Origin of the sequence: Duncaniella muris (genome assembly GCF_003024805.1) — a bacterium.
Taxonomy (GTDB): domain Bacteria; phylum Bacteroidota; class Bacteroidia; order Bacteroidales; family Muribaculaceae; genus Duncaniella; species Duncaniella muris.
This window is the reverse complement of sequence record NZ_PUEC01000032.1, coordinates 1-20,300: the sequence shown is the minus strand read 5'-3', so window position 1 is coordinate 20,300 and position 20,300 is coordinate 1. Positions and strand designations below refer to the sequence as shown.

Here is a 20,300-nt window from a genome sequence, read left to right as displayed (position 1 = left end):
ATTACGGAAATGCGGACAAGAGCATTGTTTCTTTTCATTGTTTTGGCTGCCCTCACGCTCTTCCTGTTCATGCTGGATCTGTCCGTGGGGGCTGTCGCTGTGCCCCTGCACGATGTGTGGGCTGCTCTCACCGGTGGAGATTGTCCCCGGACAACGGCAAAAATCATTCTCAACATTCGTCTTATAAAGGCGGTTGTCGCTTTACTTGCCGGGGCTGCTCTGTCAGTGAGCGGACTTCAGATGCAGACTCTTTTCCGGAATCCACTTGCAGGGCCATACGTCCTTGGCATAAGCTCAGGCGCAAGTCTCGGCGTGGCTCTTTTCATTCTTGGTGCGCCTCTATTCGGTCTTTCGGCTTCCTTTGCCTCACTTGGCATTGCCGGAGCCGCATGGATCGGGGCTGCGGCTGTTCTCATCGTTATCGCTGCCGTTGGACACCGCATCAAGGATATTATGGTGATCCTCATTCTCGGCATGATGTTCTCGTCGGGGGTCGGTGCGATAGTACAGATTCTGCAGTATCTCAGCAAGGAAGAATCACTAAAGGCTTTTGTCATCTGGACTATGGGTTCGCTCGGTGATGTCACCCTATCCCAGCTTTATGTCCTTGTCCCGGCTGTGATGATTGGACTGGCTATGGCGGTTATAACCATCAAACCGCTCAACCTGCTCCTTTTCGGTGAGGAATATGCCGTCACTATGGGACTGAATATCCGGCGCTCCCGTGGACTTCTGTTCCTCTCAACGACATTGCTTGCAGGAATGGTCACTGCCTTCTGCGGCCCCATCGGCTTTATCGGTCTCGCTATGCCACACGTCACAAGGATGCTCTTTGACAACAGTGACCATCGTATCCTCATTCCCGGGACGGTTCTTACCGGCGCGTCCGTCCTGCTGCTCTGCGACCTCGTTTCCAAGTTATTCACACTGCCTGTCAATGCTATTACCGCACTGCTCGGTATCCCCGTGGTAGTATGGGTGGTGCTTCGCAACAAATCCGTTACCGCATGATACATCTCAAGGATTTCTCAATAGGCTTCGGCTCCCGTGTCCTGCTCGACAAGGTGAATACGTCTTTCGGCAAAGGACAACTGACCGCTCTTATCGGACGCAACGGTTCAGGCAAATCGACCCTTCTGAGAGCCATTGCCGGATTGAACAGACAATATTCGGGAGATATAATACTTGACGGCAAGGATATACGTTCACTCACTCCCGACAGACTCGCCAGGTCTCTCGCGTTTGTAACCACGGAACGCACACGGATTCCCAATCTGCGCTGTGAGGATGTCGTAGCCATCGGTCGCTCCCCGTACACCAACTGGATAGGCAGGATGCAGGATATCGACATACACATTGTGTCGGATGCCATTCGCTTGGTAGGGATGGAGGGTTATGCCGGGCGTACAATGGATACCATGAGCGACGGAGAATGCCAGCGTATTATGATCGCACGGGCTTTGGCGCAGGACACACCGGTAATGCTTCTTGACGAACCCACCTCCTTCCTCGATATGCCCAACCGCTATGAACTCGTCTCGCTTCTTCGCACACTTGCACACGAAAAAGCTAAATGTGTCCTGTTCTCAACTCATGAACTGGATGTGGCACTTCGTATGTGTGACAGTATCGCACTGGTGGATAATGGTGCGCTTCATCATCTTTCAGTAACGGAAATGGTGAAAAGCGGGCATATACAAAGATTATTCTCGTCTCCGGATTTGAGCTTTGAAGAATTGTTATGGAAGAACAGAAAATGACATTTACATACCAGGTACAAGATTTTACAGCTACCATATCTACAGAAGAATACATACGTAGATTCAGTAATTCCGAGTGTTTCATAAAGTATTGCAAAGAATGCCGGAATTATGGTAAGGTGTGGGTCTGTCCTCCGTTTTCGCATGATACGATGGCGGAACTGCGTCAATACGCCAATCTGTTTTTAGTAGCCACCAAGATTATTCCCGATGAAAAGAAAATCCCTTTCTCGGAAGTAAACCGATTCTTTCGCCCGGAACGACTACGTATCGAAAAGAAATTGCGGGATATGGAAATCACTTACAGAGGAAAGGCATTTGCTTACGCCGGAAGCTGCCTTTATTGTCCCGAAGGTACTTGTTCAAGGCTTGACAATCAACCGTGCCGGCATCCGGAATTGGTGAGACCCTCTCTTGAATCATACGGCTTCGATCTCGGAAAAACTGCATCTGAGCTATTCGGTTTCCCATTGCTATGGAGTAATGACGGTAATCTACCTGAATATCTAACGCTCATCTGCGGTTTATTTCATAACACTGAGAATATTTGTAAAAACAAATTAAAAATATAGCGGCAATTCAAAATGGGTAAGAATCGCTTTCAATTATTTGAAAATCTCGTCCACACGATTAACCGCATCATCTTTCTTCTGATCGATGATTTTTGCATATATCTGCGTGGTGGCTATATTCTTGTGACCTAACAGCTTGCTCGTTGTGTAAAGGTCTACATCAAGCGTCAACATAAGGGTAGCGAAGGTATGACGGCTCACGTGGAAAGTGATTTCTTTCTTCACATTGGCTGCTTTCGCCCAGTTGCCAAGAATAATGCTGACACGGCTTGTCGTAGGCAGACTGAAAACCTTGTCATCATCTGAGGCATCGCCACGCTCCGGCAGCCACTTCATAGCCTGTGACGAAAGGGGGAGATAAATCGGTGTGGCAGTTTTCTTCATCACAACCGACACGCGCCACTGGTCGCCGTCCTTATGGATCTGCCCCCATCGGAGTGCGCGGATGTCGCTTGTACGGAGTCCGCAATAACATGAAAACAGAAATGCCTGTTTGACGGACTGACGAGTGGGGCACTCTGTGGCGATCAAGCGTTTCAGCTCGTCAATCTCCAGATAGTCGCGCTGACTCTCGACATGATACACGCGGTCGTTGGAGGAAAGTTTGTCAAAAGGGTTCTCCTTGATATAATCATGTCGCACAGCCCAGTTGAAAGTTGCGCTTAGAGCAGCGGAATATGACGCTATGCTGTTGGTGGAAAGCGGTCTTTTCATCCGAGACTTATAGTCATTCCGGAGATAGTTGATAAACTCGATGCAGTAGGTCTTATCAATCTGCTTTAAGGTCACGCCATCCCCACGGAACTGCGTCACTGCTTTCCTCAGGCTTGCCAGTCCCGACGGACCCATACTCTTGCCGTTGTCCTTAATCCATTGCTCATACATATTGATAAGGTCAATCAGTTTCAACCGTGAGTGAAGCATTGAGTTTGTAACGCCTTTCTCATTGTTGGTTAGCTGTATGATGCGGTCAGCCTTCACCTTGTTGGCAAGTGCGAGATTATGCTCGTTCAATGCCCGGCTTGCAGGATCAAGTTCAGGCACGATGTAGAGTTTTAGAAACTCGTATGTGCGTTTGCCGTCGCGGTATATATCAAGATAGATTGACTTGTTGCCGTTCTTCAATTCCTTGAAGCGGATTCTTACAGGCTCCTTAGCCTTTACTGATTTCTTGGGTCGTGCCATAATAAGGGGGATTTAATCAAGTTGCAGACATTTCAGTTTTTCATCCATTGATGCAGGTTGGTGGTCAACCATGACGAGATAGGATTTCGCCGTTTTTGACGAAATACCCATAAGGGAACAGAAGGTGGCAACCTCAGCCCCGGTGTAAAGTATTAGGAACGCGAATGTGTTTCTCGCCAGAGAAAAATTCAAGCGTTTCTCAATCCCGGCTTTCCTCTGCCATAGTTTCAATATATTGTTTATTTCCGTATCTTTCGGCAATCCTTTGAAAATCAACCCCCGGTGGTTGGTAGTATCAGGTAGCCATCGTAAAGCATTAGACGAAAGGGGAATGAATATCTTACGGGAGCTGCACCATACAGATAACTTTCCATCCGGGGAAGTCTTCAGGTCTTTCCATTTCAGATTTACAATGTCGTATGCGATTAACCCTGTAAAAATGGAGAAAAGATAAGCCTGTTTGACCTGCGGACGCGATATGACAGGACACTGTGTTTCCATCAACAGTCTGACTTCCTCGACCGAAAGAAATTGCTTCTGAGGACGCTCACGTGTTATACGGTCATGGATTTTTACGAAAAACAGAGGATTTCGGGAGATATAACCCTTTTCAACAGCCATATTCAATGCTCCGCTGAAAAGATAGATATATGACCTTGCAGTTGTCATTTTCATTTTGCCGTGTACGCTGTGATAGTCATATCGGAGAAAATCAACCAAACCATCGCAGTAAGAGACATCTACATCGGACAGCATAACATCCTCGCCACGATATGCTGTCACAGCTCGGGACATTCCCATAATATTGCCTGCGGTGGATTTATCACCACGACCCAGTATAAAGGTATGATATTCTTTGATTGCCTTTGCAAGTGGAACATCCGGCAAAGAAGTCTCTATCTCTACTTCTTTCTCCGAAGCGGTCAGCTCATCCATTCTGCGATGTTGAATCTCCATCGCCTTTTGCATCACAGCCTTGTTCTCACCTTTCGCTTTACGGCTTGTCTCGGGTAACAAATACAACCTCAGGCTTTCGCGGATACGTTTTCCGTTACTGTAATAGTCAAGATAGAGGGACTTACGTCCTCCGTCTATCTCTTTGTATTTCAGGCTTATTCTTGCCTTGGGGGGATTCATGAGAATTATATTTGTTACTATATGGTCATTTTACTGATGTAAAATTACAAAATATTTTCAAAAGTAACAAATAAGTAGCAATTAAAGTAACAAAAATAAACCTATCAGCAGAGATTAAAGGAATCAAATTAGAAATGAATAACAAGGATAAGTATCATATAATTAAAGTGTTTGTATTCTTATTTATTCCTATTACTTACACGATATGAAGATAGTAAACATATTGGTGGAAAAGCTGGATATGAGCCTTCGCTTCCATAATGAAGTTGGACTCCAGCTTAGCACGTTCCGCGAGGAAGGGTATGTCGCCGTCGAGGATGTATATCTGCTGACGCTCCTCGCTGACAAGCGACACGCACCGCCATACGGTGAATCCGCATATCAGGACACAGCCCGCGACGGTCGCCATGACCGTCATAAGCGCGAGCCGCGTTTTCTGTTCAAGTGATTTGATAAGCATATTTATAAGGTGTTGCGGTTAGTGTTATTTGACAAGTGCCTTCGCGCCTCTGACACCGAGGCCGACGGTGGTGCCGACAGCCGATCCTACTGCGGAACCGGCCATAGTAGCCGCGCCCATAGCCACCGACCCTGCCGGGGATGCCGCGCCGCTGCTTATGCCACCGGGAATGAGCCATGAGGCAACCTCCGGAACAAAGCGGATTATATACGCTCCCACGAGCATACCCATCGCGTACATACAGTTGGAGCCTATGCCCTGCAATCCGAGCGCGCCTATCTGCTCCCACGAGTTGACCGTGCCGTGCAGAAGGTGGTTGTATGCCACCAAATCCTCCTGGAGATTATACATGAGTATGAAGTCGATATAGTAAAGGCACATATAGGTCACGAACCCCCACAGCGTCAGGGAGAGGAACTTCGACATCCACTGGCTCCACGCCGAGTTCCAAGGCGGGGCCAGCGACAGGGCGAACATTATCGGGCAGAAAACTATCATTATCGCTATGAATATCCTCTGCGCCACGAGTATGCCGTAATAGGACATCTGGAAGATCAGCTCTCCGACAAAGCGTATCACGTCGTTAATCCATTCGCTTACCTTTGTTTCGGCGGCCACCGCCGCGCGCTGGGCGTAGTTGTTGATTGTTGTTCCGAGATTCTCCACATTGTATATCAGCTTGTCCCACCAGTTGGCGTCCTCGCCGATTTCGGCTATCTGCTTGGCGGTTGATATGGAATCCTGCACGGCACGCAGCCTTTCAAGGTATTCGCCCTGCTTCTGCGCCACTTTCAGCTCCAGGGCCGCCACTTCCCTGTTTTTCGCCATAGCCATAGCCTTTGTGGTGGATTCCAAAGACTTGCCCGGCACCTGCAAGGCAGAGCATATCCATGAGGAAGAGGATATGCACATTGAAATACCTATTATCCTGAGCAGCTTCATCACGTCCATGCCGCGCCGTCCGAGCATCATCATCCAGCACTCGTAGGAGCCGACGCACAGCGCGAGAAGAAGGCCGAGGACACGGGCGAAGCCGATGGTGTTGCCGAGAATCGCCACATTCGGAAAAGCCTCCATCGCCACAAGTAGCCTGTCAAGGCTCTCGTCGATGGCCGGAAGCCCCATAGTGCATAATATTGAAAGTAAAGTCATAATCTTGTATTTGTAGGATTATTGTTTCATTGTCATTATCATTTCCGGCCATCAGTAATGTGTTGCGGCCACCGCCGCAAGCCTCGCCGTGCGGCTCACAAGCTCGCCCATAGCGGTCTTTGCCTCTTCGTATGCCTGCTGACGCTTCGCGTTCTCCAATCCATATCCCACCCCCTGTTTATGTATGTAGGCTATGTTGGCGCATATTACCTCGTTCTGCCTCGAAAGCTCGTCAACCTGGTACTTCATCTTACCCTTGCTCTTGTTTAGGCAGTAGAGCAATCCGTCGGCGATGCAGTCCTGCATACGGCTGAACTCATCTTTGTATATGGAATAGGTGACATCTATCGCACGGTCAGCCTCGCGTGCCAGCTCCTCCTTGTAGAGTGATTCGACATGGGCGCGTTCCTTCTCGACCTTGGCGAGCTTCTGCCGCTGGGTTTCCTCGGCCGTGACGCGCACGGGCATTATACGCTTGACATTGGATTTCTCCTCCTTGAACCTCACCCGGTAGCCGGATTTGAAGCCGGCCCATTTCCAGTACATCTCCGCTCCGGAATAATTCTTGTGCAGGAAATAATAGTACCAGTCGGGGGCGAACCACCACGGGCCGTTCTCCATCGAGAGCCATTGCTTCTCCTTCTGGTCGTCGTGTATTTTCTTTGTCTTGGCCGGACACGCCGCAGGTGCCACGGCTATCAGGGCGGCCACCGCCGCCAGTGTGAAAATTCTGAATCTCATATATGCGTTGTTGTTAAAGTGGCGTTCATTTGTTCCATCTGCTGATTACCGCCGACACGATCTCGTCCTTGACATCCGAGGTCAGGATCTCCCAGATGTAGTCGGGCTTCCAGCCGCAGTCGGTCACAAGGTAGCAGTAGAGGTTGGCGTTGTCGATAATGCGCCGGGCGTTCTCTATGGTGTCCTTCAGCGACATCACGAGGTTCAGCTTCTCGTCCATCGAGGCTTTCATAAGGTTTATGCCGGAGGCGGCAACCGTGGCATACAGCTTTTGGGCGTGCTTTATCTCCCTCGCTATCGCCACGTTTGCCTCCGCATAGTACCATGCAACAAAAGGCTTCTTCGACACATATTTGTATATGTTGGCCGTGAAGTCTTTGTATTCCTTGGTAAGAAGATAAAGGGAGCTTGCGGTGGACGATATTGCGGCGGCAAGCACGACGTATGAGTATGCGTTGTTGAGCCTCGTGTCGAGCGTCGAGCGAACATCGTTGAACTTCTCCGCTCCCTTTGTGACAAGTGACTGCTCGCCGAAGCTGGTGGCTATACGGGCGAGGGCCTGATCCTCGTCCTTCTTCACCGCCTTGTGGAGTGCCATAAGGGCCTCGAATGTCGGGAGGTCTTTGGGGAAGTCGAAGGCGAGTGACTTAAAGGGAAGAAGCATTGCAATCAGTATAATGACCGGGAACTTTTGCGCTGTCATATAATCACTGTTTAATTATATTAAGCCCATTCCAGTTGAGAATGAGCATACCGACCTGATTCTGCATCACCTTCATGTTGGCCCAGCCCTCCGGGTCTATCGCGAAAAGAAGGTCATCCTTTGTGGCATATTGCGCCATCGCCATCATAGCCTGCACCTTGTAGCGAATCTCCAGGAGGTCGGTATATATCTTGTTGGCGACCGTCAGCCTGTCGTAGCGGTCGAGGAAGTTGTAGCCGTCGGACTTGGTTTCGGCGGTGGCCGCTCCTTTGAGCGGGTTCCTCACCTTGCCGTTGTTGACTATGTTGATGAAATCGGCCACAAGCTGCTGCGTCTGCGCCGTGAGGTTGCCGAGTTCGTTAAGGCACAGGGCCTTGTTCGCGAAATCGGCCTTTCCTACGGTCTTTACCAATTCCGGCACACTCCTGACAATATCGAAGGCGCACAGCCCTATCTCCACATAATATTTGCTCTCGGTGCCGAAGCCGGATATGTTCTCCATCGTCACCTTGTAAAGCTCGGTGATTGTCGCCATGCTAACGGTATACTGCTCCAGCTTGTTCTGCCTCGAGGATATGGAGTCGAGCCTCTTGTTGTGCTGATCCTCTATCGCCTTTTGCGTCGCGAGGTTGGTCGTCACCGCCTTTAGGCAGTAGGGGTCAATCACCACTTTCCATGCCGAGGCGGAATGAACGGCCAACAATATAGCCGTCGTAGCCAATAGATTGCGCATAAGGCATTGTGAATTTCCGTTTGTCATTGATTTTCCCATAGCGTCATTACTTTTTGGTGTTGGTTGACTTTCCGGGCGAAATCGAGGTATTTCGCGATTCCGGTTTTCTTGCGGTCTATCTCGATACGGGTGATTGCCTCCTGCATGGTGCCGTAGTGGGCGAGATAGATTTTCAAGGCCTCTTTTTCGGATCGCTCTGTCGTATAGGCCCAGTAACATTCCGGCGGCTCCTCGACACCGAACACGTCCGAGTTCTGGCCCCGGCATATCCACACCTCCTTGAAGTAGTTGCGACCCTCCTTGTTATTGAGCGCGTTGATGGTGAATATCTGCTGCTTCTGTATAGGGGTCAGTCCGAGAATGGCCGCTATGTCGTCGTACCTGTCCTTGAACTTTGACTGGTCGAGCAATATCTTCACATCGGAGTTGTTGATGATGGCCTCCTTCACAATCGGCGAGTCTATCACATCGTTAAGTTCCTGTGTCACAACCCCGGCGATGCCGTGAAACTTCCTGACGGTCTTGTAGAGAAACTTGATATACTCGGCCATTGTGGGTGAGGCTATTGCTTTCCACGCCTCTTCGATTATAAGAGCCTTGCGCCCTTTCTTGATACGCATTTTCTGGAGAAACACGTCCATTATTATGAGCACCACGATAGGGAAAAGAACGGGGTCGTCCTTAATCTTGTCGATTTCAAAGACTATGAAACGCTCGTCGAAAAGGTTTGCGTCTATGTCGGAGTTAAGCGTCATCTCCAGCTCGCCGCCACGGTAGAACTGCTTGAGTATCGCCGCGAAGTCGCGTATGTCGAAATGTATCTTTTCAAGAGAGGTTATCTGCGGTATGCGTTCAAGGGCGAACTCGTAATAGGAGTTGAACGACAGGCTTCTGACTTTAAGCCTGCGTTTCTGTTCCTCGATATGGTCGATCTGTTTGTCAATCTTCACAAGCATTGATGCCTCATAGAGTTCCTTCTTGTAAACCTCTATCTTGTTGGCCGCCTTTTCTTTCTCTGCCGGGGTAGATGCCCTGTCAAGCACCACGGCGCGGAAGGCGCGGCACTGGCGTATCAGTTTCAGCCTCCGTTCCTCCGAGGGAAGCACGAGGGCCTTGTTCTCTATCTGGGCCGGAGGTTCCGGACTGCTTATCTGTTCCTCTATGTCGTCCATCTTTTCGGCGTACCTGTCGTAGTCGTTCTCCATTTTGGCAGCTACAAGGAGCTTCTGCCTCAGGCCGTCGCGCTCATCGGGAGTGAATGAGTCGAATGGATGGAAATAAGCCTCGTAATATTCCACGATGGTCTGGTTGACAAGCATATCCTCAATTTTTGACGGAGCTTCGCTGCCCTTGAAAATCAGGAATATAAGCGATTTGAGAAAGTTCTTCTTCTCTCCGAAATTCAGGTCATACTCTTCGCGTGTCACCTTAAACGGGTTCATCGAGATTGGTTTCTCCTTTGAGTAGCTTATATATGTGCCTCCGAAATAGCCGCAGATACCCTCGTAGGAATCGCCCGTATCGACCATGACAACATCCGTGTCCTGTTCCAACAACTGACGCACGACGCTGTTCATGTGAAAACTCTTGCCGCTGCCCGAAGGCCCGATGCAGAAGAAGTTGGCGTTGTCGGTCATCTTTACCTTGCCTTCTTTGCCGGTTATGTCGATGCACACCGGTAGCCCCCGGCGGTCGGTGTAATAGGTGGTGAGAGGCGTGTCCTCGCATCCTTTGAGGTGTTCCTTGAAAAAGAGGCACAGGGCGGCGTCCGATAACGTGAGGAAGAGGTCGTAGTCGGGGTTGAAGCCGTAGGCGTTGCCCGGAAAGGAGTCGATGAAAAGCTCAAGCTGGTTGTAGGCCGTGCGCGACGGCATTATGCCGCACTCGTAGAGCTTGGTTTCGAGGAACGAGGTCACGGGAGTAACCTTGTCCGGGGCGCAGCTCACTATGATGTTGAAGTTGGTATTTACAAGCAATGATGAATCCACAGCCAGGATGTTCAGCACCTCCTCGATGTCAGCCTTTGCAATCTTGTTGCTGGGGTCGGGCATCGAGCCGTGACGCTTCGCCTTGCCTTGTAGCTTGCGGAGCAGTTTCCGCTGCCCCGGTATCTGCACCACCTGGTTGAACACCACACAGTCGGCGTGCGGCACCTCAGCGAGAAACGACAGCACGTCGGTGGCTATCGGGTAGCCGTTGACGCTTGTTTCGGTATATGGCCTCACCACTGAGGGCAGGTTTATCTCGTCTATATCCACCAGCGGATATGAGCGTATAACGCGGTTCCCTGTCCTGAGATATTCGTCGGAGGCCTTGAAATTGGTCATGGAGAAAGCCCCGTGCCTGAAGTGTAAGGCCATGAAACGGTGTATGTACTCGGCGACCTCCGGCTTGGAGAGCCTGCGGTGCCGGATACCTTTCTCGGAAAGTATGTCGTCCACCTTCGACACCTTGGAATGAAAGTCGAGCCACCGCTTGGGGTCGTACTGTACGAACTGCCCTTTGGGAGCTTCCTGCGTTATTATGAGATATGTCTTTATCTCGGTGTACCCGCGTCCATCGAAGTATGCGAAATAGCTGCGTGTCAGGTATTCCGCGCCGTCGGGTATCTCGTGGTGGTAGCTCTGGCGGCAGAATATGTCCTGCTTCTGAAGGGCGTACCCTTCGCCGAGGGTCTGCACTATGTTTGCGAGGACATCCTGAAAGAGCATATAACGCTCCGGGTCGGTGCATAGGCGCGGCACCGGATTAGTCATTGAGAATATCACCGAGGGGGAGCCCTTGGCGTCGAACAGCACAACGTCGCCGTCCGTTTCCTCCAGTTGGGCGAATATGCCGTCAAAGACTTTTTTATGCGTTTTTGCCATCTGTCAGCGTTTGAACAGGTTGTGATAAATGAAAATTCCACGGTCACGTTTCTTGTTGTGGAGTCCGCCGCGCTGTTTGACATAGATTGTCACCAGCCCGACGGCGGCCATGACAAGCATGGCGACAAACCCGGCGAGCTTCCCCAGCGCGATTGAGAACACGATGAATCCCACGAATGACACGCCTATCGCCGCTGCCGCAAGCGTCAGGAAGCGTCCACGGATTCCCATGAACTCCAGTGGTTTCTGTAACCCTTTGAAAACAGGGTAGCCGTCGTTGTATGCCGCCATGAATGTATGGTTTTCCGCTTCCGGCTACTTGAAGAACAGGGGCAACGCCTCACTCAAGGCGATGAACGCGATACATCCGCCGATGGTGAGCATGATGGTTTTCTTCACGTCCTGGTCGCCGTTCTGTAGGCTCGACACAAAGCGCGTTACCGCATTGCTGCGGCACGTTTCCACGTGTCTGCCCCCGAACCGGACGTACATGTCTCCATGTATCCGGCTCTCCAGTGGTTTAACTCTATGTGTCATAAGCAAGTGTCTCATTTCTTTTTCTGATTGATGATTTCCATACAAGATTTACATACTGCAAGCGTCTTTCTCCTGCGTCTGAGCATCTGCCTACCCCAAGGGGTATCGTTGTCAAGCTCAGACAGCAACCGCACATGGTGCATATGGAGCTGTTGGTTTTCTTGACCGCATAACTCACACTTTCCCGCTTTCAGACGGTTGATTAGAGTCGTTTTCGGCAATTGCTCCGCGACTGCCTCAAGATGTGTCTGCTCGTCATAGCCCTTGGGCTTCCTTGCGAATCCCATGTTGTAGAGGACGGTCTCCTTGGTGGTTCCGTTCTTATCCTTATGGGTAATCACGAATCTACCTTTCTTGGAGTAGCGTCTTTTGACCTTGGATTTGGTCAGGTTCAGCTTTTGGGCCAGCGTTTTGCATAGACTGTATTCCATGATGTACGCGAATGACGAACATTGTCTTGAACAGTTATTGGCGATGCAGTAGTAATTGTAGAATCCTCTTATCTCCGAATTGAACCTGCTGAGGATAATGTGCGGTTCCATTGCCAGCATCTTTGTACGCGATTTCGGCATCCACACGGTTTTGCCGTCCAACTCACGGTATGTGACGGCATCGTGCTTTTCAAGAGCCTTTCTCACGGTCTCGGAATTTACAAGCAACTGCACTTTTCCTCTATGGTTGCGTTGGAGAATGCCCCTGCTGTTTCTGCTCATCATGTCGGAGTTCAGCACCGTAATATCATAGCCAAGGAATTTTGCGGTTTCCTCGCAATGGGTTATCAAGGTCTTTTCGGGCGACAGTTCGAGTTTGAGGCAATCACGCATATGTGCAGTGATGTCTGCCTTGATGTTCTCGCAGTCTGTCTTTGACCCGATTACGCCTATAAGGAAATCGTCAGCATACCTTGTATATACGATACGTCGGTAATCTTCGTCCATATCGAGCTTGCAGGGAATGGTTCTCAGTTGAGCCTGCATGACGGCAAGCCGTTCCGTCATGTCAGCCCTCTTGTTTTCATCTGTCTCTTGGCGCAGTTTGCGTCTCAACGCACAAGTTTTGGTATTGAGATTGAAATACGTCGGATTGCGCTTGCGACCTACACCTCTGTTAAAAGTCTTGGCATAATCTTCCATGTATCTGTCGAAGCGGTTAAGGTAGATATTGGCAAGTATCGGGGAGATAATGCCACCTTGGGGTGTGCCGTGATAGGATTCATGGAATTTCCAATCCTCGACATATCCTGCATTGAGGAACTTACGAATCATACGGAGAAAACGCTCGTCGGAAATCCGCTCACGCAGGATGTCGATGAGTGTGTCGTGGTCGATATTGTCGAAGAAGCCTTTTATGTCACCTTCGACAAACCACTTCACACCCGTGAACGTCCTTTGAATCTGAGTCAGTGCGGTATGGCAGCTCTTGTGAGGTCTGAAGCCATGGGAGCGGTCGGAGAACGCACCCTCATAGATGGCTTGCAGAATCATCCGCGCTACCTCCTGCACAAGCTTGTCACTCCATGACGGGATTCCGAGAGGACGCAGTTTCCCGTTTTTCTTCGGGATATATGTCCTCTTTGCAGGATGTGGGGTATAGGTCTCATCCTTGAGACTTTCAATCAGTCGCTTAATCTTCGCGAGGCTCATGCCGTCCATGGTCTCCCCGTCAGTGCCGGGCGTCATGTTGCCCTGCTTGACTTTGAGCCTCTCGTAAGCGGCATAATACATCTCCTCATTGAAGAGCAAGCGGTAGAGACGCTCGTACTTATAGTCCGAGGTCTTGCTGTGTGAACACAGAGTGTCGATTATCAACTGTGGATTTCTCATACGTCTCTCACGTCTTCTACGGTTGATAACTGACAGCCACCTGCCACCCTTCGCCATGTACGCGGCTTTCCCGCGCTCGGACTACTATGGTGGCTCCGTTGCCATGTCGGGTATTCATGACCTTTGTCAATAGCCTTGCGGCATCCCGATTTAGGCAATCTTCGCTTAGATATATAGCAACAGGCACAGCATACTGTCGGATACGACTTTCGTTCTTCTATCCGCTTATTGCGGTCGCTTCGGGACTGACTCGTTGCCTTGCGCGAAAATGCAGGTCGCGCAGGTGTCCCGATACGGCGTATGTAACTGCTTTCCGCCGTAGCCACTTCTAAGGCCGCTGAACTATCGTTCAACCAATCAGGCTTTATCCTCATGTATGCCTTTCTTCCTTGCACCTCAGTCGCGGATTTGCAGTTATCCGACTCGGCACTTTTCAGACATGCTGTTTTCCTCCCTTGGTTTCCCGCAGAAGTGTCCGCTCCGTCACCACAAGGGTGGCAGAGAGTAAGTCTGATGGAAGTAGGTAAAATTGAGTCCATACCTAAACTATTGCTATTTAGTTATTTGCTATATATCCTATACGAACGCACGCATCTTGAAATAGACATTAAACGCTCCTACCAAGACAATTACGGCTGCGATTGCCTTCATAAGATTTGAAACCGGGGTCTGGTAGGAGCTGACCTCCTGCGTGGCTTTCGTGAAGCCTGCGGCACCCTTGCTGGCGGCCATTGCGTCGCCGACGGCCACTGTGACGGCGGCGAGCGCGAGCGTGCCCTTGCGGGCGAACCCTGAGCGGCTGAAACGAGCCAACGCCCTCAGGCATTTTGTTTTAATCTTCTGCATTTGCGATGATATTCGTTTTTGAAAAAAAGTTATCGGGCGGTAAAGGCAATGCAGGGCGTTAAAGACAACTTAGGGCGATAAAGGCAATATTATAAAGAGAGAGTGGAATGGGATTTATTTAAGTGATAAGTCAGGCCGGTGGCCGGGGCAAGAGTTATGCCGCCTCACACTTATATACAAGATTGTCGAGGTCGTCATATCTGCCGGATTCAATGGCATTTTTTGTCTTGCTTATCAGGCTATCTACGGGATAGCCGTTTGTCATTACAGGCTCCTTATACCTGACCGTACCCATACTTTGCGGTACTGTCGCGGGCCGGGAATTGTCGCGATTGATCACAACTGGTTCAAAACCGCCCGCAAGTCCGGATATGTCGATCTCGGTTTCCTCGTTTTTGGCTTCCTCGGATGCTTTCATTCGTTTTGCGGCTATAATATCCATAGTTACCAGACCTGCATAATATAGAATCAGCAGAATGAACAGCAGCGTTATGATTTGTCCGTATGTCATAGTGTCAGAGGTTTACGCATAGTTTGTTATCTATTGTTTCCCACGGCTCAAAGCTGAGGCCGACGCTTCTTCCGGCATTCTCGCGCCGATGGTCGCGCTCCATTTCCGGATGATAATACATCACATTCTGGCCGCGCTGTACTATATATCCGGCTTTCTTCAAGGCGTGCCGCAACTTTATCCGGTGCTTGTTGGTGACAACCTTTATTCTCGTCAGAGGGGCGAGTCCGAAGATGACGCGCCGTTTCTCCCGGTCGGTAATGTTTCTCCTTATACGTGAGCGTATTCGGTTCTCCTCTCTTTTGGAACGGGTAAGCCCCAGTTTGGAAATGATCCTTGCGACGGAACGGACGGGTATGCCGGTTTCCAACGCGATTTCAGTATATGAGCGTGAGCTGTAAAGCCCGCGCACTTTTTCAGCGCGCTCCAGCCATTCCGGGTTGATGCCCTTGTCAAGACCAAGCTCATGAGCCTTGTTCGATAATGTCCTGCGGGATACGCCGAGCCGTGCGGCCATAACCGTGTCCGATATAGCCGGGTAGTTCTCCATGAGATAAGTGGTTTCAGCCTCAGTCCAGTTTTTTCTTTTCATATATTGTCGTTTTTGTCAAGCAGTGACTTGTTTTTCTTTCTATAAGTCCTTAGCCGGGGAAGGAATGCTGTTATGAATGTCCTCACGATGGCATTGATTACGTCGGAGCGGCATTTGCGGTCGATGTCGCACTCATCGAGGGAGTCGGCAATATCCTTGTCAATCATGCAGACCTTCCGCTCGTCTTTCCGTTCACGAAAACCGTAGGACGAAAGGTTTTCCATGAAAGCCTCCCATACCGGATCTGCGGCATCCATATTGATGCAGGATTCGGCAGTATTACCGGGTTCCTGTATCCCGGCAGCCTCACGCGATGTTGTTGTTCCGGCAGCATGGCCGACAGGCGTAGCCACATTACGGATGCTTCCGAGCAGTCCGTCTATATCAGGGAAATTATTGTTATCCATTTTCAATGTCAGCTTCGATGTGTCCGAATATTTCTTTGAAGATTGTGTCGAAAGCGGCCTGTGTGACCTCTAATTGTCCGTCCAGATCCGATAGTGTGCAGAAGCGTTCCATGTCTGCCCTTGAATTGATTTTAGGGGTCACAAGACCATAACGGCTGAATGTTTCCCTTGTTTCCTCCCACAGCATAAGCTCGCTACGGCGTCCGACCCTCGCGTCATGTCGGTTCGGCACGAGAATCAGACGGGCGTTCATTTTCCCGGCCATGACGTTTTTCAGCTTTTGCAGAAATGCGATGAATGTGGCGGTCGAGGGGATGGTGGTCCTGTCGTAGTGGTAGGGACAAATTATATAGTCGGAGTTGGCGAACAATGTCACGAGTCCCTGCTGTTTTAGATTCCCTGGAGAATCGAATATTGCCACACACCGTGTTTTGCGGATGTTGCCTATGAACCCGAATAGGGCTTCTTCCTTATTCAATGAAAAAGGAAGAACCTCATAGGGGATGGCGGTATCTCCCGAAGGATAGCGTTTCAGGTCGCTCTCACGCCGCTGCGCCAGACTCTCCTGCGAATCGCAGTCAATGACAATCACCGGGAGCCCCTTCTTTACAAGATAGTTGGCAAAACATAGAGTTGTTTTCCCTACGCCCCCTTTCTGATTGGCAAATGTTATGATTATTGATTCGTCCATTACACCCTGGTTCAATGATTCATATGGCAAAATTACCACGGTGCTTCATCGCGATATGTAACTTTGGACACCTTTCTTCAAATCTTGGGAATTTATTGTGATACAGTTTTGCAGTCATAAAAGGATAAAGCCTTGCAGACATCATATACTGCTGTCTGCAAGGCTTTATGTCGCAATCGCGGCATGGTGACAAAATCCCTTGTCACATCTTTATGCTGTTTTCATCATCTATGCGGTTATAGTCGCCACGGTAGCCAACTTCCCACTCACGGTTTTCCCCACGTCCGGAAGCCGCGTCACGCATACCTCTTATGCCGCGTCCGGTTGTTTTGTCACGAGGCTTTTCAGTTGATTGTCTGCGACGGAGTTTTTCAAATCTCCTGTATTCGAGCTTACGGGTGTCAAATCCGGCTTCCGAAAGATTGATGATTGTTTTTGATGAAAAATCTATTGCAAACCATTCATCGCCTTCATGTCTGATGTGGAACCCTGAAGAACGTATGGCGGCACGGAGATTTGTTATACTGTCATCATCAAAGAGCGGGTTCAGGTTATTCACCGCGTCATGGTAGCCGTTATCTCGTGACGGGGTGAGCCTTACAAGTTCCGGAGTATTCACCTTATATATACGGCAGAGCAGGTCGCGCTCGGACGCTGAGCCGGGATGGAAAGACTCTATCCTCCGAATCTTGTCATTCCGTAGAATTGTGGAGGCCATAAAATCCTTTAGCGGCCGTGTGATTCCTCCGCAATATATCACGCCTCGTCTTATGTATGCGTTACTGCGGAATAGTTTTTTGTTGATGGCCCATGTGTCTATTGTCGGATTATCCTCCAGCAGCCTGTCAATGAAAGCGTCGATACGTGCGAGTTTTTCTTCCGGTGTGGAGAAATCAAGAAGTGATTTTATAGACAACACCCATGCGCCGTTATATACGGTTTTGTTCGCATGATCCACTATCATGTAGCCATAGGGATTGTCAGAGCGTCCGAAGAAAACGAGATCAATTCCCAGCTTGCGTTTAACCGCGTCCTGTAGTTCCCGGCGGTCGGAGCTTACATCCCGGTATTTCCGCAGCATGGCCCACAACTGCCTCCTGCGTTTGTCGTCAACACTGACCTTGTGGAATCTGTCGCTTATCTCGGCAAAGTTAATCTTTACCTGCACTGCACCGTCGCGCTTGATATACACGACATCGTTCTTCTCATACACCTCATAGCCCATCGAGGACATCAGGGCCTTGTATTGCGCGAATGTGGAGAATGTATAGGTCAGTGAGGCTGCAAGATCCTCACCGGCCTTTGCCTTTACATCATTTCCGACAAGCCTGTTCAACACAGCTTGTGACCTAACCCTTTCATGGTGGTCGCTGATTTTCTTTCCGTCTGGAGAAATGCGGGAGGTGATTATATGTATATGTGTGTTGTCGGTATCGGTATGTGAATATACCAGCAAAGGCTGCCCCTCGCTTCCATATCCCATTTCACCGAGATACTTGTGGGCGAAATCAAGCAGTTCATCTTCCGATTTTTCATGTCCTTTGCAGGATATGGCCAGATGGAACTGGGCTTTTTTGATTCTCGAATTTCGGGACGAGTAGGCTATCAAATAGTCCTGAAGCTCTTTCGGTGTCGGCTGTGAGAGTACCCCGACATGGCCGAAATTGCTCATCTCAAGAAGGCGTGCCACTCCCAGGGCCACCTTTTTCTCATTATATGCAACTGCGTGAAAGTTGGAACTTGACGGAAGTATTGTAGCTATCATATATTATGTTTAGATCTCTATATGTCTTGAAACCATTATCTCTATATGTTTTGAGCCGATAATGTAAGACAGACTGTATGACTTGCGGCTAAGAGCGTAGCCTTGTCGCTTTCTTGGCAATGTGAGCCTGTTCCTCCTTTATCGACACCACGAGCCTCGATACTTTTTCAATCAGGGGGGATAGATTATCCCTGAAATAACTCTCGGACAGGATGCCGGCTACGGCAAGTTCGTTGGCTCGTTTGACAGCCTGATTCAGATTGCTTCCCATCCAGGACAGCTCATCTTGGAATTTGCGGCACAGCCGGGCTGTGTCGTTACACAATTCAAGGCGCGTCTTTGCATCGGTATCCGAAAACTCGTTGACTGCCATCCTTATAAAGTTGCTCACGCTGTGGTAGCGTTTCGATTTTTCACGGATTCCGGCAATTTCCTCAGGCGTAAGCCTCATTTCAAATCTTTCAGTTCGCTGCTTCATATCCATATCATTAATTCACGAGGAACGATGTGATTCTCCACCGCCGCGCAGTGGTCGGCAAGTCGCTTTTCCACGGGCAAAACTCGGTTTTGTACGGAGAAAAGCACAACTTGCTACCCAATCTCTGCACGACAGGGCTATTACTCCCCATCGTTCACTCCGGCCACGAAGTTAGGCACCCCGTGACATACAGGCATTAACTTTGGACACCTTTAATGTTTCAAGCCCAGGTTATATCAAGATTATATGACTTAAAGACATCAAGTCATGCGGCAAATAATCATACAAGCGATAAAAAGGATATGTTTTCAAGACTCGCGGACTTGCAAGGATACTATCTATAAGATTAGATGTTGCCAAAAGATGCAATTTGCGTATCATAAAGACATGGGGCCTTAATCTATTCAAGTCATACAGTCTTTATATCTTCAAAACAATATATCCGCTATTCTTGATGTGATACAATGAATATGGCTTTAAGGGAAAAAGAGACTGTGTTATCAACTGTCCTTAATCTGGTGCGTCGGATAATTGTCAAAAGTTCAACGGTTTAGACTGAATTTTATCGCTTGAAAATTTGTATAAGTCGCTGAAATTTAGTATATTTACATTCCAATAATAGTGTTGGCACGAGTTAATATGCATTTGATATGTTTGAGCTTTTACTGATTATATACCTGCTCCCTGTGGTTATTGTCGCAGCCTTGCTGTTGCGGCTGGCATTGTTCCTGCTCAAAAAGACGATTATGGTTGCGCTATGGGTAATCCGGAAGTCGGCACTACTCCTGAAACTGCTTGTAGTCTGGCTTTGGAACCGTACCGTCCGCAATCGTCCGCTTTCTCAATATCCGTAATAGTGTGGAGCGGCGACGCTATGATATGAGCCTTGGAATGTGGGTCTGTTCCCAGCTGTGGATGCTTGTTTCAACATCAACCGAAATGCAGTTTTGTATGTGAGTGTCACCGCAAATGCAAACGGATGGTCTGATGTGGAGGCAAATGCGCAACTGAACGCTGAACCAAACGCAGGTCTAAACGCGGAGGTTAACGGCAAACATATATTGACAGACTTGAACGTGGCGACAAGCGTTATAGAATCGGATGAGTAAATCAATGCAAGATTATGGTAAGGAACGGAATATTTACAGCGTGTTTTAACATCTATTAATTGTGTGTGGTGGGTTGCAGTGTTAAAATATTTAACACTACAACTCACGGCTCTTTCATTTAACCTAAAATAAATAGCATATCTTCCCTTACCCGGTTCATTGAGAATCGGGTAATTTTTCCATGTCTGTATATCAAAGAGTTATTCTGGTATCAAAATCTTATTTTTTTCA

Annotated in this window: 20 protein-coding genes and 2 pseudogenes; 4 read left to right on the top strand and 18 right to left on the bottom strand. The window is 49.2% G+C overall.

The window, feature by feature from the left end:
• The first annotated feature begins 9 nt into the window (after positions 1 to 9).
• The 3 genes from C5O23_RS11870 to C5O23_RS11860 are packed head-to-tail and all read left to right on the top strand — an operon-like array spanning position 10 to position 2,332.
• On the top strand, positions 10 to 1,011 hold the full coding sequence (locus tag C5O23_RS11870; RefSeq protein WP_107033152.1) for a FecCD family ABC transporter permease: 1,002 nt from the start codon (positions 10 to 12) through the stop codon (positions 1,009 to 1,011).
• Entirely contained in the window at positions 1,008 to 1,760 is a 753-nt protein-coding gene (locus tag C5O23_RS11865) for an ABC transporter ATP-binding protein (protein WP_107033151.1), read from the top strand. Before C5O23_RS11870 ends, C5O23_RS11865 begins: the two co-directional genes overlap by 4 nt.
• A complete protein-coding gene (locus C5O23_RS11860; protein WP_107033163.1) occupies positions 1,757 to 2,332 on the top strand; it encodes a DUF2284 domain-containing protein in 576 nt (191 codons plus the stop codon). The genes C5O23_RS11865 and C5O23_RS11860 overlap by 4 nt, the downstream gene beginning before the upstream one ends.
• 33 nt (positions 2,333 to 2,365) lie before the next feature.
• On the opposite strand, the gene C5O23_RS11855 is transcribed toward C5O23_RS11860, so the two are convergent.
• From C5O23_RS11855 to C5O23_RS11770, 18 genes and pseudogenes are all read right to left on the bottom strand, one after another.
• Complete coding sequence (locus C5O23_RS11855) at positions 2,366 to 3,517, bottom strand: site-specific integrase (RefSeq protein WP_107033150.1); 1,152 nt, start codon at positions 3,515 to 3,517, stop codon at positions 2,366 to 2,368.
• A gap of 12 nt (positions 3,518 to 3,529) precedes the next feature.
• A complete protein-coding gene (locus C5O23_RS11850) occupies positions 3,530 to 4,654 on the bottom strand; it encodes a phage integrase SAM-like domain-containing protein (protein WP_107033149.1) in 1,125 nt (374 codons plus the stop codon).
• A gap of 208 nt (positions 4,655 to 4,862) precedes the next feature.
• A pseudogene (locus C5O23_RS11845) lies at positions 4,863 to 5,114 on the bottom strand (conjugative transposon protein TraK); the annotation flags it as partial.
• A 24-nt stretch (positions 5,115 to 5,138) separates the two neighbouring features.
• Positions 5,139 to 6,266, bottom strand: a complete 1,128-nt coding sequence (locus C5O23_RS11840; protein WP_107033148.1) for a hypothetical protein — start codon at positions 6,264 to 6,266, stop codon at positions 5,139 to 5,141.
• Positions 6,267 to 6,317: 51 nt separating this feature from the next.
• Positions 6,318 to 7,007: a DUF5045 domain-containing protein gene (locus C5O23_RS11835; protein ID WP_107033147.1), complete on the bottom strand. Its 690-nt coding sequence runs from the start codon at positions 7,005 to 7,007 to the stop codon at positions 6,318 to 6,320.
• A gap of 25 nt (positions 7,008 to 7,032) precedes the next feature.
• Positions 7,033 to 7,710 carry a hypothetical protein gene (locus C5O23_RS11830; protein WP_107033146.1) on the bottom strand — a complete coding sequence of 226 codons (678 nt, stop codon included), beginning with the start codon at positions 7,708 to 7,710 and terminating at the stop codon, positions 7,033 to 7,035.
• A 4-nt stretch (positions 7,711 to 7,714) separates the two neighbouring features.
• Positions 7,715 to 8,443: a hypothetical protein gene (locus tag C5O23_RS11825; protein WP_107033162.1), complete on the bottom strand. Its 729-nt coding sequence runs from the start codon at positions 8,441 to 8,443 to the stop codon at positions 7,715 to 7,717.
• Between the two features lie 23 nt (positions 8,444 to 8,466).
• Positions 8,467 to 11,310 (bottom strand): TraG family conjugative transposon ATPase, encoded by a 2,844-nt coding sequence (locus tag C5O23_RS11820; RefSeq protein ID WP_107033145.1) that lies wholly within the window; start codon positions 11,308 to 11,310, stop codon positions 8,467 to 8,469.
• Positions 11,311 to 11,313: 3 nt separating this feature from the next.
• Positions 11,314 to 11,601, bottom strand: a complete 288-nt coding sequence (locus C5O23_RS11815) for a DUF4133 domain-containing protein (protein WP_107033144.1) — start codon at positions 11,599 to 11,601, stop codon at positions 11,314 to 11,316.
• A gap of 24 nt (positions 11,602 to 11,625) precedes the next feature.
• Positions 11,626 to 11,730: pseudogene (locus C5O23_RS11810) on the bottom strand (DUF4134 family protein); the annotation flags it as partial.
• A gap of 128 nt (positions 11,731 to 11,858) precedes the next feature.
• Positions 11,859 to 13,670: a reverse transcriptase/maturase family protein gene (locus tag C5O23_RS11805; protein WP_104405713.1), complete on the bottom strand. Its 1,812-nt coding sequence runs from the start codon at positions 13,668 to 13,670 to the stop codon at positions 11,859 to 11,861.
• Between the two features lie 576 nt (positions 13,671 to 14,246).
• Complete coding sequence (locus C5O23_RS11800) at positions 14,247 to 14,516, bottom strand: DUF4134 family protein (RefSeq protein ID WP_107033143.1); 270 nt, start codon at positions 14,514 to 14,516, stop codon at positions 14,247 to 14,249.
• A 154-nt stretch (positions 14,517 to 14,670) separates the two neighbouring features.
• A complete protein-coding gene (locus C5O23_RS11795; RefSeq protein ID WP_107033142.1) occupies positions 14,671 to 15,027 on the bottom strand; it encodes a hypothetical protein in 357 nt (118 codons plus the stop codon).
• Between the two features lie 4 nt (positions 15,028 to 15,031).
• Positions 15,032 to 15,619, bottom strand: a complete 588-nt coding sequence (locus tag C5O23_RS11790; protein WP_107033141.1) for a MarR family transcriptional regulator — start codon at positions 15,617 to 15,619, stop codon at positions 15,032 to 15,034.
• Complete coding sequence (locus C5O23_RS11785) at positions 15,616 to 16,026, bottom strand: hypothetical protein (RefSeq protein WP_107033140.1); 411 nt, start codon at positions 16,024 to 16,026, stop codon at positions 15,616 to 15,618. Before C5O23_RS11785 ends, C5O23_RS11790 begins: the two co-directional genes overlap by 4 nt.
• Positions 16,019 to 16,717 carry a ParA family protein gene (locus tag C5O23_RS11780; protein ID WP_107033139.1) on the bottom strand — a complete coding sequence of 233 codons (699 nt, stop codon included), beginning with the start codon at positions 16,715 to 16,717 and terminating at the stop codon, positions 16,019 to 16,021. The genes C5O23_RS11785 and C5O23_RS11780 overlap by 8 nt, the downstream gene beginning before the upstream one ends.
• Before the next feature lie 202 nt (positions 16,718 to 16,919).
• Positions 16,920 to 18,482 (bottom strand): relaxase/mobilization nuclease domain-containing protein, encoded by a 1,563-nt coding sequence (locus C5O23_RS11775; protein ID WP_107033138.1) that lies wholly within the window; start codon positions 18,480 to 18,482, stop codon positions 16,920 to 16,922.
• Positions 18,483 to 18,570: 88 nt separating this feature from the next.
• A complete protein-coding gene (locus C5O23_RS11770) occupies positions 18,571 to 18,960 on the bottom strand; it encodes a plasmid mobilization relaxosome protein MobC (protein WP_107033161.1) in 390 nt (129 codons plus the stop codon).
• A gap of 650 nt (positions 18,961 to 19,610) precedes the next feature.
• Here C5O23_RS11770 and C5O23_RS11765 point away from each other — a divergent pair.
• The gene (locus tag C5O23_RS11765; protein ID WP_107033137.1) at positions 19,611 to 19,814 is read left to right on the top strand and encodes a hypothetical protein; all 204 of its coding nucleotides are present in this window, start codon (positions 19,611 to 19,613) and stop codon (positions 19,812 to 19,814) included.
• Positions 19,815 to 20,300 lie beyond the last annotated feature (486 nt).